Source organism: Streptacidiphilus melanogenes (assembly GCF_000787835.1).
Lineage (GTDB): Bacteria > Actinomycetota > Actinomycetes > Streptomycetales > Streptomycetaceae > Streptacidiphilus > Streptacidiphilus melanogenes.
The window spans coordinates 116,908-133,167 of the sequence record NZ_BBPP01000002.1 but is presented as its reverse complement, the minus strand read 5'-3'; the positions used below and the strand labels follow the sequence as shown (position 1 = coordinate 133,167).

The following is a 16,260-nucleotide window of genomic DNA, read 5'->3' as shown; positions in this document are numbered from 1 at the left end:
ATTGGCAGCCCCTACCGTGGTTGAGCAGGACGAACCACGGAGGGGTGTGCGGCATGGGGACGATCACGCGGATCAAGGGCGCGCTGACCCGGCGTGAATGGGCCCGGCTGGGGGGCATGGCGGCGTTCGTCGTCGCCCTGCACGTCGTCGGCTGGGGCGTTCTCGCGCTGATCGTCGCCCCGCACCACTACCAGGTCGGCACCCAGGCCTTCGGCCTCGGCATCGGCCTGACCGCGTACACCCTGGGCATGCGGCACGCCTTCGACGCCGACCACATCGCGGCGATCGACAACACCACCCGCAAGCTGATGGGCGAGGACAAGCGGCCGCTCTCGGTCGGCTTCTGGTTCTCCCTCGGCCACTCCTCCGTCGTCTTCGGCCTCTGCCTGCTGCTCTCCTTCGGCGTGAAGGCCCTGGCCGGCCAGGTCTCCAACGGCTCCTCGACACTGCAGACCCTCGCCGGAACGATCGGCACGACCGTCTCCGGCACCTTCCTGATGCTGATCGCCGCGATCAACGCGGTGGTGCTGGTCGGCATCGTCAAGGTCTTCCGGAAGATGCGGGGAGGCGAGTACTCCGAGGCGGAGCTCGAGGAGCACCTGAACAAGCGCGGGCTGATGAACCGCATCCTGGGCCGCGTGACCAAGGCCGTCTCCAAGCCGTGGCACATGTACCCGGTCGGCCTGCTGTTCGGTCTCGGCTTCGACACCGCGACCGAGGTCTCGCTGCTGGTGCTCGCGGGCGGAGCCTCGGCCTTCTCGCTGCCCTGGTACGCGATCCTGACCCTGCCCGTGCTCTTCGCGGCCGGCATGTCGCTGCTGGACACCATCGACGGCTCGTTCATGAACTTCGCCTACGAGTGGGCCTTCTCGCAGCCGGTCCGCAAGGTCTACTACAACATCACGATCACTGGCCTGTCGGTCGCCGTGGCGGTGATCATCGGCGGCATCGAGCTGACCGGTCTGCTGGCGGAGAAGCTGAACATCAGCGGCGGCGTGATCGGCTGGATCGCCGGACTGGACCTGAACAACGTCGGCTTCGTGATCGTCGGGCTCTTCGTCGTCACCTGGGTGGTGGCGCTGGCGTTCTGGCGCTTCGGCCGGGTCGAGGAGAAGTGGGCCCTGGCCCCCGGCGGTCAGGCGGCGACGGTGGCCGTCGCCGCCGAGGAGTGACGCGCGCCGCGAAGGTGGCCCGCCACTCCTCGGCCCCGCCAACGGCCTCAGTGGTGGAAGCCCTCCCTGGGCGTCACGCCGTGCTCGGTGCCCGGGTTCGGCTGGGCCTGGAGCTCGGGCAGCAACCGGGCCAGGTCGTTGAGCAGGAGGTCCGCCAGGTCGAGGGTGAACCCGTTGCGGATGACGATGCGGATGACCGCCAGGTCCGTGCGGTTCTCCGGGAAGGTGTACGCCGGCACCAGCCAGCCGCGTTCGCGGAGCCTGCGGGAGACGTCGAAGACGTCGAACGACGTCACGTCGTCCGTCGTGGTGAAGGCGAACACGGGCAGCTCGTCGCCGCGCGTCAGCAGTCGGAAGACGCCGAGCCCCTCGATGCCCTGGGCGAGGCGGACGGCGACGTCGCGTGACGCCTGCTGGACCGCCGTGAAACCGGCCCGGCCCAGGCGGAGGAAGTTGTAGTACTGGGCGATCACCTGGGCGCCGGGGCGCGAGAAGTTGAGCGCGAACGTCGGCATGTTGCCGCCCAGGTAGTTGACCCGGAAGACCAGCTCCTCGGGCAGGGCCTCCGCGTCCCGCCACAGCGCCCAGCCGACGCCCGGGTAGACCAGGCCGTACTTGTGGCCGGAGGTGTTGATCGAGGCGACGCGCGGCAGGCGGAAGTCCCAGAGCAGATCCGGGTCCAGGAAGGGCGCGATCATGCCCCCGGACGCGCCGTCGACGTGGACGGGGACGTCCAGCCCGGTCCGTCGCTGCAGGTCGTCCAGCGCGTCGCAGATCTCCTTGATCGGCTCGAAGCTGCCGTCGAAGGTGGACCCGAGGACCCCGACGACCCCGATGGTGTTCTCGTCGACCAGGGCCAGCGCGGACGGCGCGTCGAGGTGGTACCGCTCGCCCTCCATGGGGGCGAGCCGGCACTCGACCTCCCAGAAGTTGCAGAACTTCTCCCAGCACACCTGGACGTTCGCGCCCATCACCAGGTTGGGGCGGGCGGCGCCGCTGTCGTACTTCTCGCGGTTGCGCTGCATCCAGCGCCGCTTGAGCGCCATCCCGGCGAGCATGCAGGCCTCGCTGGAGCCGGTGGTGGAGCAGCCGACGGCCTTGGTGGCGTCCGGTGCGTGCCACAGGTCGGCAAGGATGTTCACACAGCGGCGCTCGAACTCGGCCGTCTGCGGGTACTCGTCCTTGTCGATCATGTTCTTGTCGAGGCACTCGCCGATCAGCTCGGTGACCTGCGGATCCATCCAGGTGGTCACGAAGGTGGCGAGGTTGAGCCGTGCGTTGCCGTCGAGCAGCAGCTCGTCGCGGATCAGCTGGCGGGCGATCGCGGCCGGAAGGGGGGTGTGCGGGAGGCGGTTCTTCGGTACCGCCTCCTCCATCCCGTTGAGGAGATCCTCCACGCCGGTCACCCGCGGGAGGCTCAGCGGCTTTTGCTTGTCCTGTCCCTGATGCAGCGCCATGACGACCAGACTATGCACCGCCCGCGCGGACGGCGCGGCGAAACGCTTGCTTCGAGTGCACTCCAGGAAGGTTGGATGGACTGCATGGAGTACACGCAGCTCGGACGCACCGGGGTCAGGGTCAGCCGCCTCGTCCTCGGCACGATGAACTTCGGCCCGCAGACGGACGAGGCCGCCTCCCACGGCCTGATGGACGCCGCGCTCGACGCCGGGGTCAACTTCTTCGACACCGCGAACATCTACGGGCTCAACGAGCACAAGGGCCTGACCGAGGAGATCGTCGGATCCTGGCTCGCCAAGGGCGGCGGGCGACGCGACAAGGTCGTGCTGGCCACCAAGGTCTACGGCAACATGATCGACGGCGAGCCCATCGTCGGCGCCTCCTGGCCCAACTTCGACCGGCTCTCGGCGGTGAACATCCGCCGCTCCGTCGAGGCCAGCCTGCGGCGGCTCGGCACCGACCACATCGACCTCTACCAGTTCCACCACGTCGACCGGCTGACCTCCTTCGAGGAGATCTGGCAGGCCGTGGACGTGCTGGTGCAGCAGGGCAAGATCCTCTACGCGGGCTCCTCCAACTTCCCCGGATACAAGATCGCCCAGGCCAACGAGACGGCCCGGCGTGATCGGCCCGGGCTGGGCCTGGTCAGCGAGCAGTGCCTGTACAACCTCTTCGAGCGGCGCTCCGAGCTGGAGGTCATCCCGGCCGCGCAGGAGTACGGGCTCGGCGTCATCCCGTGGTCGCCCCTGCACCAGGGCCTGCTCGGCGGGGCGCTGCGCAAGGAGGCCGAGGGCAGCGGCGCCCGCACCAGGGCGGGCCGTTCGGCGGCCGGGCTGGCCGATCCGGCGGTCCGCGCGAGGGTGGAGGCGTACGAGAACCTGGCGGCCAAGCACGGCCTGGAGCCGGGCGAGGTGGCGCTGGCCTGGCTGCTGACCCGTCCCGGCGTCACCGGCCCGATCGTCGGGCCACGCACGCACGAGCAGTTGGAGTCCGCGCTGCGGGCGCTGGAGCTGACGCTTTCTGAGGAACTGCTGGCCGGTCTCGACGAGATCTTCCCCGGACCGGGCCCCGCGCCGGAGGCGTACGCCTGGTAGGCCGGGCCGGACGGCTGCCTGGAAGCCCAGGTCCAAGCGTCGACCTGGGCTTCCACCGCATGAGGGCGGCGTGGTCGTGGCGGTCGTGGCCGAGACCGAGGCCGTCGTCGGGGCCGGGTCAGGCGGGCGGCGTGTAGTCGGGGTCGAGGCCCTTGCCGATGTCCTCCGGCACCATGACGGGTGAGAAGGAGACCTCGGCGCCGAGCTCCTGGAAGAACGGCTCGGCGATGGAGGGGATCTGGGCCGGCTCCTTGAGGTCGAAGACGACGAAACCGCCCCGCTTCCCGTTCAGGGTCCAGAAGTAGGCGGCTTCGGGCTTCAGCGCTGCCAGCCGGGACTGCATGAACTCCTGTAGGCGCTTGGCGAGGATGACCTCGTTCGCCTTGTCCGTGTCCATGCTGACGGTCATGATCGTGCGCATGCGGCGTCACCTCCTCGGTGCGGCGTGGTGACCTCCCCTCCATCGTGGGCCCGGCTCCGGGTCGCTGCACGTTCAGACCTTCAGCCATGTGAGAGGCTGGCGAGGTGAACCGCTTGGCTGGTGCGACCTCGCCGTATCTCCTGCAGCACGCAGACAACCCGGTCGACTGGTGGGAGTGGGGTGACGACGCCTTCGCGGCCGCGCGCGAGCGGGACGTGCCCGTGCTGCTGAGCGTCGGCTACGCCGCCTGCCACTGGTGCCATGTCATGGCCCACGAGAGCTTCGAGGACGCGGGCCTCGCGGAGTACCTGAACGCCCACTTCGTGCCGGTCAAGGTGGACCGCGAGGAGCGGCCCGACGTCGACGCCGTCTACATGGAGGCGGTGCAGGCGGCGACCGGGCAGGGCGGGTGGCCGATGACGGTGTGGCTGACGCCGGACGGGGAGCCGTTCTACTTCGGGACCTACTTCCCGCCGGAGCCCCGGCACGGCATGCCGTCGTTCCGGCAGGTGCTGGAGGGCGTCGCCGAGGCCTGGCACGGGCGGCGCGAGGAGGTCGCCGACGTGGCCCGCCGGATCGTGCACGAGCTGAGCGGCCGCGCCGGTGTGTACGCGGGGCTGGCCGCGGCCGACCTGCCGGGGCCGGAGTCGATGCGCCAGGCGCTGGCCGGACTCGGCCGGGAGTTCGACGAGCGCAGCGGCGGGTTCGGCGGCGCGCCCAAGTTCCCGCCATCCATGGTGCTGGAGTTCCTGCTGCGCCACCACGCCGCGACAGGCTCGCCCGCGGCGCTCGACCTGGTCGAGCGCACCTGCGCGGCGATGGCCCGCGGCGGCATCCACGACCAGCTCGGCGGCGGCTTCGCCCGCTACTCCGTCGACGCGCACTGGGTTGTGCCGCACTTCGAGAAGATGCTCTACGACAACGCGCTGCTGCTCCGCGTCTACCTGCACCTGTGGCGTGCCACCGGCGGCCCGCTCGCGCGCCGCGTCGCCGAGCGCGCCGGGGACTTCCTGCTGCGTGAACTGCGCACCGCCGAGGGCGGTTTCGCCTCGGCACTCGACGCCGACAGCGCCGACGCGGAGGGCCACAGCCGGGAGGGCGCATTCTACGTCTGGACGCCCGGGCAGCTCGTCGACGTGCTCGGCGAGGAGGACGGCCGACGCGCGGCCGAACGCTACGGCGTCACGGAGCAGGGCACCTTCGAGGAGGGCGCCTCCGTGCTGCGGTGGCCGGGGGAGGACGAGCCCGACGCCTCGGATCAGCAGCTGCGCGAGCGCCTGCTGGCCGCCCGCGAGCTGCGACCGCGTCCCGCCCGCGACGACAAGGTGGTGGCCGCCTGGAACGGCCTGGCCGTCGCCGCGCTCGCCGAGGCGGGCGTGCTGCTGGACCGCCCCGACTTCCTCGACGCGGCCGTGGTCGCCGCCGCGCTGCTGCTCGACGTCCACCGTGACGGGTCCGGCCGCCTGCTGCGCACCTCGCGTGACGGTGTGGCCGGTCGCAACGCCGGTGTCCTGGAGGACTACGGCGACGTGGCGGAGGGCCTGCTCACCCTGCACAGCGTCACCGGCGACGCACGGTGGCTCGACGCCGCCGGAGAGTTGCTCGAGGTGGTGTTGACCCGGTTCACGGACGAGACGTCAGGAGCGCTGTACGACACGGCGGCCGACGCGGAACCGCTGATCCGTCGCCCGCAGGATCCGACCGACAACGCGGCGCCGTCCGGTTGGACCGCCGCAGCGGGCGCCTTGCTCTCCTACGCCGCCCTGACCGACTCGGAGCGCCACCGCACCGCCGCGGAGCGCGCCTTGACGGTGGTGACGCCGCTGGCCGGACAGGCGCCGCGCTTCGTCGGCTGGGGTCTGGCGACCGCCCAGGCGCTCCTCGACGGCCCCCGCAAGGTCGCTCTCGCGGGCGCGCCCGACGACCCGGCGACGCTCGCGCTGCGCATCGCCGCGCTCGCCGCCACCGCCCCGGGCCTGGTCGTCACCCCGGCCGGCGAGGACCAGCCGGTGGTCGACGGCGCGTCGGCGGCCTACGTCTGCCGCCGCTTCACCTGCGACGCTCCCGTCACCGACCCGGCGTGGCTCCGGGAAGGGCTGAGCGCGACGCCGAAGGAGGCCTGACCGGCCGCCGGCTACAGGCCGGGGCTGCCCAGCGACCTGAACGCCGTGTTCAGCAGGGACTCCAGATCGTCATGGCCCCCGCGTTCGGCCCAGTACTGCACCGCCTCGCTCGACACCGCGAGGACCGCCGCGACCAGGGTGCGCAGTTCCAGGCCGTCCGCGGGCAGGCCGGTCCGTTCCGCGAGGAGCCGGCACATCATCTCGCCGGTGCGCTGCATCTCCGCCAGCGCGCGGGCGCGGATCGCCGGGACCGCCCGGTACAGCTGCATGCGCAGCAGCACCTCCTCGCGCTCGGCGGCGAGGACCTGGCGCAGCGGATCGGTCATCGCCTGCCGCACGGACTCGATCAGCGGCTCGTCGGCCGGGCGCGAGCGGAACGAGACCTCCATCAACGGGTCGTAGTCGTCGCTGATGACCAGGTCTTCCTTGGTGGGGAAGTAGCGGAAGAACGTGCTGGGCGAGACCTCCGCCGCGGCCGCGATCTGGTCGACCGTCGTGGCTTCGTAGCCCTGCTCGCTGAACAGGCCGAAGGCCGCCGCGCGGATCGCGCGGCGGGTCTTCAGCTTCTTGCGTTCCCGCAGGCCCAGCGGGGCGGCGAGGCGTTCTTCGAGCTCGGCGCCGGCGGCGGTTCGGGTGGGGGGATTGCCGGGGGTCATGCCTGGGATTCTCCCGCACCGCCCCCCGAGCCGGGCATCCGCCAGGCGATCAACGCTGCCGAGAGGGCCGAGCCGATGCCGCAGGCGAGCAGCACCAGGTCCATGCCGTGGACGAACGCGGCGTGCGCGGACGCGGCCAGCGCCGTGTCGTGCAGCTTCTCGGCCACGGCCTGGGCGGCCGAGACCGAGCCGCTCGCTGTGCGGGCCAGCGACTCGGGAAGGCCGCCGGTGTCGAGCCGCGCGGTGTAGCCGCCGGCCAGCAGGCTGCCGAGCAGGGCCACGCCGACCGCGCTCGCGGACTGGCGCAGTGTCTGCAGCAGTCCGGAGCCGACGCCGGCCCGGTCGTCAGGGAGCGCCGCCATCGCCGCGCCCATCGCCGGGACCATGGTGAAGCCCATGCCGACGCCCAGCAGGCCGAGCCACAGTGCGGTGCGGCCGTAGCCGTCGCCGGTGGTGGTGGAGGCGCCGAGCAGCATCGACGCGGCGACGACGAGCATGCCCGCGGCGACGACCCAGCGCACCGAGAGCCTGGCGACCAGGCGCTCCGCGACGCGCGCCGCGAGCAGCAGGCCGGCCATCATCGGCATCAGCCGGACGCCGGTGCCGAGGGCGTCGTAGCCGAGGACCGACTGGAGGTACTGGGGCAGCACGAACAGGCCGCCCATCAGCACGAAGGAGACCAGGACCGAGGCGGCCGTGCTCCAGCGGTAGACGCGGTCGGCGAGCAGCGTGAAGTCGACCATCGGGTGCGGCAGCGTGCGTTCGCGCCGGACCAGGAAGCCGAGCAGCAGCACGGATCCGACCAGCGGGGTGACGACCTGCGCGGAACCCCAGCCGTCGGTCGGGCCCTGGATGATGCCGAAGGTGAGCGCGCCGAGGCCGAGCACGCCGACGACGGCGCTGAGCGGGTCGACCCGGGGCACCGACGGGTCGCGCGACTCGGGCACCAGCCACAGGCAGGCGGCGATGCCGACGGCGATCAGCGGGACGTTGATCAGGAAGATGGAGCCCCACCAGAAGTGGTTGAGCAGCAGCCCGCCCAGCATCGGGCCGAGCGGCATGCCGACGGCCATGCCCGCCGTCATCACGGCGATGGCGCGGGGCCGTTCGGCCGGGGCGAACAGGCTCGGCAGGATCGCGATGCCGAGCGGCATGATGAGCGCGCCGCCGAGGCCCATCACGGCGCGGACGGCGATCAGCGTGTTCGGCGAGTCCGCGAGCGTGCCGACCAGCGAGGCGACGCCGAAGAGCGCCAGCCCGCCGATGAGCAGCCGGCGCCGCCCGAAGCGGTCGCCGAGCAGCCCGGCCGGGAGCATCGCGGCGGCGAAGACGACGAGGTAGGCGTCGACGATCCACTGCAGCTGTCCCGTGGTGGCGTGCAGCTGCACCGCCATGTCGGGCAGGGCGACGTTGAGGATCGTTCCGTCGAATCCGAGCACGAGCACGCTCAGGCAGACGGCGGCCAGCGCCCACCAGCGCTTTCGGTCGGGCGGTGCGGATTCCGCCGGCACGGCGGTGCTGGTGGACGCTTTCGTGGTCATGGCAGCCCCCTAAGAGTTACTGTCTTCTGACAGTAACTCTCAAAAGCTAGCGACTGTCAATTACATGGCGACGAGCGAGACCCCCACGAACTGCACGGTGAAGGCCGCGAGCGTGCACGCGTGGAAGACCTCGTGGAAGCCGAACCAGCGAGGCGAGGGATTCGGACGCTTGAGGCCGTAGATGACGCCGCCGATGCTGTAGAGCGCGCCGCCGATGATGATCAGCACCGTCACCGCGACGCCGCCGGTGTGGAAGAAGTCGGGCAGGAAGAAGACGGCCGCCCAGCCGAGCGCCAGGTAGCAGGGTGTGTACAGCCAGCGCGGCGCGCCGACCCAGAAGACCCGGAAGGCGATCCCGGCCAGCGCCCCCGCCCAGACCAGCCAGAGCAGTACCTGCTGCCGTGCCCCGTGCAGCAGCAGGATGGTGACCGGCGTGTAGGTGCCCGCGATGATCAGGAAGATGTTGCTGTGGTCGAGCCGCCGCAGGATCGCCTCGCCGCGTGGCCCCCAGGTGAAGCGGTGGTACAGCGCGCTGACGCCGAACAGCAGCCAGGCGCTGGCGGCGTAGATCGCGCAGGCCGCCTGGGCGGCGGGTGTCGTGGCGAGGCAGATCAGCACGATGCCGGCCGCCACCGTCGCCGGAAACATTCCCGCATGCAACCAGCCGCGCATGGCGGGCTTCAGCGGGAAATTCAGCTCACTCATTTCCACCCCTGGAGTCATGTTTCCGAAGCATACCTACGGCACCGTAGGTTACCTACTGGTAGGTCTGCTCGAATTCTCGTCAAAGTGACGCTGACCTGCGATGTTGTCGTTCTCACACGGGCGCGGTGTGTCACTTCTCGGACATCGGAGATACGCTGCGAAGACCCTCAACCCCTCACCATCCGTTCAAGGACGACCGGATGGGAAACGGAGCGATCGTGCCGAACGAGAACTCTGCCCAGGTCAACGCTGCCCCGACCCGGCACAAGAAGCTGCTGGCGTGGGTCCAGGAGATCGCAGAGCTCACCCAGCCGGACCGGATCGAATGGTGCGACGGCTCTGAAGCCGAGTACCAGCGTCTGTGCGACCTGCTTGTCGAGAAGGGCACCTTCCGCAAGCTCAACGAGGAGAAGCGGCCGAACTCCTACTACGCCGCCTCCGACCCGCGCGACGTTGCGCGCGTCGAGGACCGCACGTTCATCTGCTCCGAGGAGGAGAAGGACGCGGGCCCGACCAACCACTGGAAGGCCCCCGCCGAGATGCGTGCCATCTTCGGTGACATCTTCAAGGGCTCCATGAAGGGCCGCACCATGTACGTGGTGCCGTTCTCCATGGGTCCCGTGGGTTCACCGCTGGCCGCCTACGGCGTCGAGATCACCGACTCCGCCTATGTCGCAGTGTCGATGCGCACCATGACCCGCATGGGCCAGGCCGTGCTCGACTTCCTCGGTGAGGACGGCGAGTTCGTCAAGGCCGTGCACACCCTCGGCGCCCCGCTCGCGGAGGGCGAGGCCGACGTGGCGTGGCCGTGCAACGAGACGAAGTACATCTCGCACTTCCCGGAGACCAAGGAGATCTGGTCCTACGGTTCCGGCTACGGCGGCAACGCCCTGCTCGGCAAGAAGTGCTACGCGCTGCGCATCGCCTCGACCATGGCCCGCGACGAGGGCTGGCTGGCCGAGCACATGCTCGTCCTGAAGCTCACCCCGCCGTCCGGCGAGGCCAAGTACGTCGCCGCCGCGTTCCCCAGCGCCTGCGGCAAGACCAACCTGGCCATGCTCCAGCCCACCATCCCGGGCTGGAAGGTCGAGACCATCGGCGACGACATCGCCTGGATGCGGTTCGGTGCGGACGGCCGCCTCTACGCGATCAACCCGGAGGCCGGCTTCTTCGGCGTCGCGCCCGGCACCGGCCGTGACACCAACGCCAACGCCATCGACTCGATGTACGCCAACACGGTCTTCACCAACGTGGCGCTCACCGACGACGGCGACGTGTGGTGGGAGGGCATGACCGAGGAGAAGCCCGCGCACCTCACGGACTGGAAGGGCAACGACTGGACCCCCGAGTCGGAGACCCCGGCGGCGCACCCCAACGCCCGGTTCACCGTCCCGGCCGCCCAGTGCCCGACCATCGCCCCGGAGTGGGAGGACCAGGCGGGTGTGCCGATCTCGGCCATCCTCTTCGGCGGCCGCCGCGCCAGCGCGGTTCCGCTGGTGACCGAGTCCTTCGACTGGCAGCACGGCGTCTTCCTGGGCGCAAACGTCGCCTCGGAGCAGACCGCCGCCGCCGAGGGTACGGTCGGCAAGCTGCGCCGCGACCCGTTCGCGATGCTGCCCTTCTGCGGCTACAACATGGGTGACTACTTCGCCCACTGGCTGGAGGTCGGCGAGAACGCCGACGCCGCCAAGCTGCCGAAGATCTACTACGTGAACTGGTTCCGCAAGAACGCCGACGGCAAGTTCGTCTGGCCGGGCTTCGGCGAGAACAGCCGCGTGCTGAAGTGGATCGTCGAGCGTCTGGAGGGCACCGGCGCGGGCGTCGAGTCGCCGATCGGCATCCTGCCGACCGAGGACGCGCTGGACCTCGACGGCCTCAGCATCGACCAGGCCGACCTCGACCTGCTGCTCTCCGTCGACCGTGACATCTGGAAGCAGGAGGCCGCGCTCATCCCCGAGCACCTGGAGCTGTTCGGCGAGCACACGCCGAAGGCCCTGTGGGAAGAGTACGAGAAGCTGACCCAGCGTCTGGGCTGAGGCTGGAGCCCGGGCTGACGTGGACGCCCGGGCTGAGCCTCAGGAGATCACCGACTCGCGTGCCGCCGTATGGAAGTCCATACGGCGGCACGCGAGTATCGCCGTCCGGGTGTCCTGCTGGGCGGCGGCCACCACCAGCACCCGTCCGGCCAGGTCGAAGGCCTGGGCGTGCAGGGCGGGGAGTTCGGCGGGGTAGGCGACGGCGGCGCGCTGCGGGAGGCAGGCGCCGATTTCGGCGATGCGCGCGGTCAGCGCGGCCGCGGCATCCTCCAGCGCACGGTCGCCGGTGCGCGTGTGCAGCTCGCGGGTGACGTCGAGGAGCGCCGTCAGATGGCCGGCCAGCTGTCCGCGCAGCCCGCTGTGAGCAGGCGCGGGTGTGCCCGGCGTCTGGGACTGCCGCGACCGACGTACGACAGGACGGGTCTTGGGCTGCTCGTACATGCGAACAGCATAACTTAGACTATGTCTAAAAGAAGATTCCGTTTTGACTGTCGGGCAACCCGGTCCTAGGGCTGCGCGTACGTCGACAGGAAGACGCCGATCTTCTCGACCGCCTCGCTCAGATCTTCCGCGCGCGGCAGTGTGACCAGACGGAAGTGGTCCGGGTCGGGCCAGTTGAAGCCGGTGCCCTGGACGACGTAGATGTGCTGCTGCTTGAGCAGGTCCAGCACCATCTGGGCGTCGTCCTTGATCTTGTAGACCTTCGGGTCCAGCCGCGGGAAGGCGTAGAGCGCGCCCTTGGGCTTGACGCAGGAGACGCCGGGGATGTCGTTGAGCATCTTCCAGGCGATGTCGCGCTGTTCGCGCAGTCGGCCGCCGGGCAGGATCAGGTCCTTGATCGACTGACGCCCGCCGAGTGCGGCGGCGATCGCGTGCTGTGAGGGCATGTTGGCGCACAGACGCATGGTGGCCAGCGTGGTCAGGCCCTCGATGTAGCTGCGGGCCTCCTCCTTCGGGCCGGAGATCGTCATCCAGCCGCTGCGGAAGCCGGCCACCCGATAGGCCTTGGACATGCCGTTGAAGGTCAGGCAGAGCAGGTCCGGCGCGAGCACCGCGGTGGAGGTGTGCTCGGCGTCGTCGTAGAGGATCTTGTCGTAGATCTCGTCCGAGTAGACGATCAGGTTGTGCCGGCGGGCGATCCCGACGAGGCCCTCCAGCAGCTCGACCGGGTAGACCGCACCGGTCGGGTTGTTCGGGTTGATGATCACGATGCCGCGGGTGCGGTCGGTGATCTTCGACTCGATGTCCGCGAGGTCGGGGAACCAGTCGGCCTGCTCGTCGCACCGGTAGTGCACCGCCGTCCCGCCGGACAGACTGATCGACGCCGTCCACAGCGGGTAGTCGGGGGAGGGGACGAGGATCTCGTCGCCGTCGTCCAGCAGTGCCTGCATCGCCATCTGGATCAACTCGGAGACGCCGTTGCCGATGTAGACGTCCTCGACGGTCAGGCCGTGCAGGCCGCGCTCCTCGTAGTGCATGACCACGGCGCGGCGGGCCGAGAGCAGGCCCTTGGAGTCGCCGTAGCCGTGGGCCCCGGCGAGGTTGCGGACGATGTCCTGCAGGATCTCCGGCGGCGCCTCGAAGCCGAACGGCGCCGGGTTCCCGGTGTTCAGCTTCAGGATGCGGTGGCCCTCGTCCTCAAGCCGCATGGCCTCGTCGAGGATCGGGCCGCGGATGTCGTAGCAGACGTTGGCGAGCTTGCTGGACTGGATCACCTGCATACCGATGCAGCCTAGTGCCTCGCCATACCCGCTGCGCGGTGATTTTCACCATGTGAGAGGCCGGGGACGCGCGGGAGACGCGCCGATGGCAGGGCGGTGGAGCCCGGGTGTCCCAGCTGCCGCAACCGTCGAAGGCGCCGGTTGCCGACGAGTGCGACGGCCAGGCCGACCGTCCAGCCCAGCAGCACGCCCCACACTGCGCCCGCCACGGCTCCGGCCAGCGGGTGGACCGTCCAGCCGAGCGGCGCCGCGCCCGTCATCCGCGCCAGCGCGAGCCCCCGGAACACCCCGGCGACGGCCCCGCCCAGCACCATCGCCGACCAGCCCGCGCCCAACCGCCGCAGCGCGCCGGCGTAGGGATGCCGGAGCACGTGACGGCGGAGCCGCAGGGCGACGGCGCCGACCAGCAGCAGCGCCGCGAAATCCTCCGAGAGGGTGAACGCCCAGCTGCTGTCCCCGCGCGGATCCGGGCGCAGCCCCGGAAGGAACGGCGGCACCCCGAGCGCCGCGTCGTGCGCTGCCGAGGGGAAGGCGTCCGTCAGCCGGAACCACACCGTGCCCGTGCCGAGCGCCAGCACCAGCAGCAGCGTCGCGGTCAGGCCCGCGAGCAGCACGGAACGGGGGCGGTCCAGGGACGGGGTCATGGCCGGACTGTACCCGTGCGCACGCGCACCGGTCCCCGCGCGTCGAGGTTGATACAGAATCAGGACGACTCCCTGCGCATTCCCAGTTTGTGGATCTACGATCACCATGGCTGCAGGGGGTGGCGGGTGCGCGGACGTGCGCGTCGATGGCTCGGGGGACTGGCGGTCCTGGCCTGCGCGGCGGGACTGCTGCTGCGCCTCGGCACGCCCGCGGCGGTCGGTACGACCACGCCGCGCTTCCTGACGGACGTCGAGGGCCGGGCGCTGATCCTCTACGGCCTGAACGCGGACGACGCCCCGACGTCGGCCCCGGCCTCGGCGTCGGGGTCCGGGGCGTTGTCGGTGTCGCCGTCGGGTGCGGGGCCGGCGTCGGCCTCCGGCGAATACGGGCTGCTCGGGGACGACTTCGCGCGCGTGCTGCTGCACTGGAGCAGCGTCGAGCCGAGCCCGGGCCACTACGACGACGCCTACCTCGCCGCCCTCGTCCGGCGCGTCGACCAGTACGCAGCCGTGGGCGACCACGTCGTTCTCGCGATGACCCAGGACGCCTACGGACCGCCACCCGGCACCGCGGCCGCCCCGGCCGTCGCGGACGCCGCCAGGATCCACGCGGCCGACGAGTTCTGGCGCACCCGGGACGACGCCCCCGATCTCCAGGACCGGTACGCCGCGGCCTGGGCCCACATCGCGCGCTACCTCGCGGCGCACCTCCCGCACACCCGCGGCGTGCTGTCGCCCGCCGACGCCGTCGTGGGCTACGACCTGATGGACCGTCCCTGGGGAGGGTCCGTCCAGGGACCGGCCTTCGAGACGGGCGCGCTGGCCGCCTTCTACGAGCGCGTCATCGCCCGCGTCCGCTCCGTCGACCAGGACCACTGGCTCTTCGTCGAGCCGGAGGCCGCGTCCGCGGACGACGGCCTCCCCAGCGCCCTGCCGTACCTGCCGGACCCGCGCCACGGCACGGCCCGGATCGGCTACGCCCCCCAGCTCTACCCGGCGCCGGTCGACCCGCACGGCGACTACACCGGCGGCAGCGCCTTCTGGGCCGACCGCCTGCTCAACTCCTGGGCCATCCAGGTCACCAGAACGGCCAAGCGGCTGGACGCTCCCATCCTGGTGAGCGGTTGGGGCGCGGACTTCACCGCGCCCGGCGCGCACCTGTACGTCGACCACGTGCAGGAGCTGCTCGACGGCCTGATGGCGGGCTCGGCCTGCTGCACGACCGTGCCGGGTCCCTGGTCGCCCTGGCAGAAGCCCGGAAAAGGCGCGGACATCGCCGGTGTCCTCCAGACCGCGTACCCGCGCGCGATCGCCGGCGTGCCGGTGGAGTTCGACTACGACAAGGGCACCCTCGTCTTCACCCTCCAGTTCCGTGACGAGGCCGGGGTCATCGGCCCTACGGACGTTTACCTCCCGCCGTCGGACTTCCCCCTGGGCCCGCAGATCGACTTCGACGCGGAGTACACCAGCACGTGGGACGAGAACCGTCACGTCCTCTCCCTGACGGTCACCCATCCGATGCCGGGGACGGTTCACACGCTGCGGCTCACGCCGGCCTCCGCGTCGCAGAACGTCGGGTGATCGCCCGGCCCGGCAGCGCGTCGGTCCGTCGTCCGTCGTCCATCACCGCGACGCCGTTCACGAAGACGTACGGGATCCCGCGCGGGGTCCTTCGTGGCTCGTCGTAGGTGGCCTGTTCGGCGACGGTCCCCGGGTCGAAGAGGACCAGGTCCGCGACCCACCCCTCGCGCACCTGGCCGCGGTCGGGGAGGCCCAGGCGTCGGGCCGGTGTGGCCGACAGGTGCCGGACGGCCTCGGGGAGCGAGAGCACCCCCTGCTCCCGTACGTAGGCGCCGAGATAGCGGGGGAAGGTGCCGTAGGCGCGCGGGTGGGGGCGGTCGCCGGTCAGCAGGCCGTCGCTGCCGCCGCAGTGCACCGGGTGGCGCATGATGGCGCGGACGTTCTCCTCGTGGCCGACGTGCTGCAGGATCGTCGTGCCGAGCCCGTCGTCGAGCAGCAGCCGCGTGAACGCCTCGAACGGCTCGACGCCGTCCCGCTGGGCGAGCTGCCGGACCGTCAGGCCCACCGCGGGCCGCAGTGCGGGCTCACGGACGCCGCTGACCTGCACCCTGTCCCAGTCGGCGACGACGCCGTGGCAGCCGTCGGAGCCGTGCACCTCGAGGTCGGCGCGGATGCGTGCCCGTGCGGCCGGATCGGTCAGACGGCGCAGCGTCTCGGCCGGTCCGCCCACTGCCGCCCAGCCGGGGAGCAGCGCCGCGAGCGTGGTCGAGCCGGGCAGGTAGGGGTAGGTGTCCAGGGTCAGGTCCACGCCGTCGGCGACCGCCGCGTCGACGAGGGCGAGCAGCTCACCGGCGCGGCCGCGGTTGACCTCGAAGTTCATCGTCGCGTGGGCCAGGTGCAGCGCGCAGCCGGAGTCGCGGGCGATGGCGACGACCTCTGCGTAGGCCTCCAGCGCGCCCGCGCCGTACGAGCGGTGGTGCGGACACCAGTAGCCGCCGCGGGATGCCACCACCTCGCACAGCGCGGTGAGTTCGGCGGCGTCGGCGTACATGCCGGGCGTGTACGTCAGCCCGGAGGACATGCCGAGCGCGCCCTCGTCGAGGCCCTGCGCGAGCAACCGCCGCATCCGCTCCAGCTCGGCGGGTGCGGCGGGGGGGGGCCCCCCCCC

At 71.0% G+C, this 16,260-nt stretch carries 14 protein-coding genes; 5 read left to right on the top strand and 9 right to left on the bottom strand.

The genetic code is table 11. The features are described from left to right. Positions 1-53: 53 nt before the first annotated feature. On the top strand, positions 54-1,172 hold the full coding sequence (gene nicT / locus TR49_RS02465) for a Nickel transporter NicT (RefSeq protein ID WP_169789970.1): 1,119 nt from the start codon (positions 54-56) through the stop codon (positions 1,170-1,172). 47 nt (positions 1,173-1,219) lie between these two features. On the opposite strand, the gene gad is transcribed toward nicT, so the two are convergent. Further along, positions 1,220-2,629: a glutamate decarboxylase gene (gene gad, locus TR49_RS02460; protein WP_042376622.1), complete on the bottom strand. Its 1,410-nt coding sequence runs from the start codon at positions 2,627-2,629 to the stop codon at positions 1,220-1,222. 84 nt (positions 2,630-2,713) lie between these two features. On the opposite strand from gad, the gene TR49_RS02455 reads away from it, so the two are divergent. Next, complete coding sequence (locus TR49_RS02455) at positions 2,714-3,724, top strand: aldo/keto reductase (protein WP_042377045.1); 1,011 nt, start codon at positions 2,714-2,716, stop codon at positions 3,722-3,724. Positions 3,725-3,842: 118 nt separating this feature from the next. Here the strand turns inward: TR49_RS02455 and TR49_RS02450 are convergent, their stop codons facing one another. Next, positions 3,843-4,145, bottom strand: a complete 303-nt coding sequence (locus TR49_RS02450) for a DUF3303 family protein (protein ID WP_042376621.1) — start codon at positions 4,143-4,145, stop codon at positions 3,843-3,845. A gap of 104 nt (positions 4,146-4,249) precedes the next feature. Here TR49_RS02450 and TR49_RS02445 point away from each other — a divergent pair, with 104 nt between their 5' ends. After that, positions 4,250-6,268 carry a thioredoxin domain-containing protein gene (locus TR49_RS02445; RefSeq protein ID WP_042376619.1) on the top strand — a complete coding sequence of 673 codons (2,019 nt, stop codon included), beginning with the start codon at positions 4,250-4,252 and terminating at the stop codon, positions 6,266-6,268. 11 nt (positions 6,269-6,279) lie between these two features. Here TR49_RS02445 and TR49_RS02440 read toward each other — a convergent pair whose 3' ends face one another. The 3 genes from TR49_RS02440 to trhA are packed head-to-tail and all read right to left on the bottom strand — an operon-like array spanning position 6,280 to position 9,170. Continuing rightward, positions 6,280-6,924 (bottom strand): acyl-CoA-like ligand-binding transcription factor, encoded by a 645-nt coding sequence (locus TR49_RS02440; protein WP_042376617.1) that lies wholly within the window; start codon positions 6,922-6,924, stop codon positions 6,280-6,282. Continuing rightward, positions 6,921-8,465 (bottom strand): MFS transporter, encoded by a 1,545-nt coding sequence (locus TR49_RS02435; RefSeq protein ID WP_042376609.1) that lies wholly within the window; start codon positions 8,463-8,465, stop codon positions 6,921-6,923. Before TR49_RS02435 ends, TR49_RS02440 begins: the two co-directional genes overlap by 4 nt. Before the next feature lie 60 nt (positions 8,466-8,525). Beyond that, complete coding sequence (trhA, locus tag TR49_RS02430) at positions 8,526-9,170, bottom strand: PAQR family membrane homeostasis protein TrhA (RefSeq protein ID WP_236653190.1); 645 nt, start codon at positions 9,168-9,170, stop codon at positions 8,526-8,528. Between the two features lie 200 nt (positions 9,171-9,370). On the opposite strand from trhA, the gene TR49_RS02425 reads away from it, so the two are divergent. Next, the gene (locus TR49_RS02425) at positions 9,371-11,206 is read left to right on the top strand and encodes a phosphoenolpyruvate carboxykinase (GTP) (protein WP_042376606.1); all 1,836 of its coding nucleotides are present in this window, start codon (positions 9,371-9,373) and stop codon (positions 11,204-11,206) included. A 39-nt stretch (positions 11,207-11,245) separates the two neighbouring features. On the opposite strand, the gene TR49_RS02420 is transcribed toward TR49_RS02425, so the two are convergent. The 3 genes from TR49_RS02420 to TR49_RS43470 all read right to left on the bottom strand — a co-directional run bounded on the left by TR49_RS02420 (position 11,246) and on the right by TR49_RS43470 (position 13,571). Continuing rightward, the gene (locus TR49_RS02420; RefSeq protein WP_042376605.1) at positions 11,246-11,647 is read right to left on the bottom strand and encodes an SCO4983 family protein; all 402 of its coding nucleotides are present in this window, start codon (positions 11,645-11,647) and stop codon (positions 11,246-11,248) included. Positions 11,648-11,712: 65 nt separating this feature from the next. Then, positions 11,713-12,927 carry a pyridoxal phosphate-dependent aminotransferase gene (locus TR49_RS02415; protein ID WP_042376603.1) on the bottom strand — a complete coding sequence of 405 codons (1,215 nt, stop codon included), beginning with the start codon at positions 12,925-12,927 and terminating at the stop codon, positions 11,713-11,715. Between the two features lie 11 nt (positions 12,928-12,938). Beyond that, positions 12,939-13,571, bottom strand: a complete 633-nt coding sequence (locus TR49_RS43470) for a hypothetical protein (protein WP_052433928.1) — start codon at positions 13,569-13,571, stop codon at positions 12,939-12,941. Positions 13,572-13,697: 126 nt separating this feature from the next. On the opposite strand from TR49_RS43470, the gene TR49_RS02405 reads away from it, so the two are divergent. Continuing rightward, on the top strand, positions 13,698-15,152 hold the full coding sequence (locus tag TR49_RS02405) for a cellulase family glycosylhydrolase (RefSeq protein WP_052433927.1): 1,455 nt from the start codon (positions 13,698-13,700) through the stop codon (positions 15,150-15,152). On the opposite strand, the gene TR49_RS02400 is transcribed toward TR49_RS02405, so the two are convergent. After that, positions 15,118-16,260, bottom strand: a 1,143-nt coding sequence (locus tag TR49_RS02400; RefSeq protein ID WP_236653189.1) for an N-acyl-D-amino-acid deacylase family protein, incomplete at its 5' end; no start/stop codon positions are given. The two genes, TR49_RS02405 and TR49_RS02400, sit on opposite strands and share 35 nt — an antisense overlap.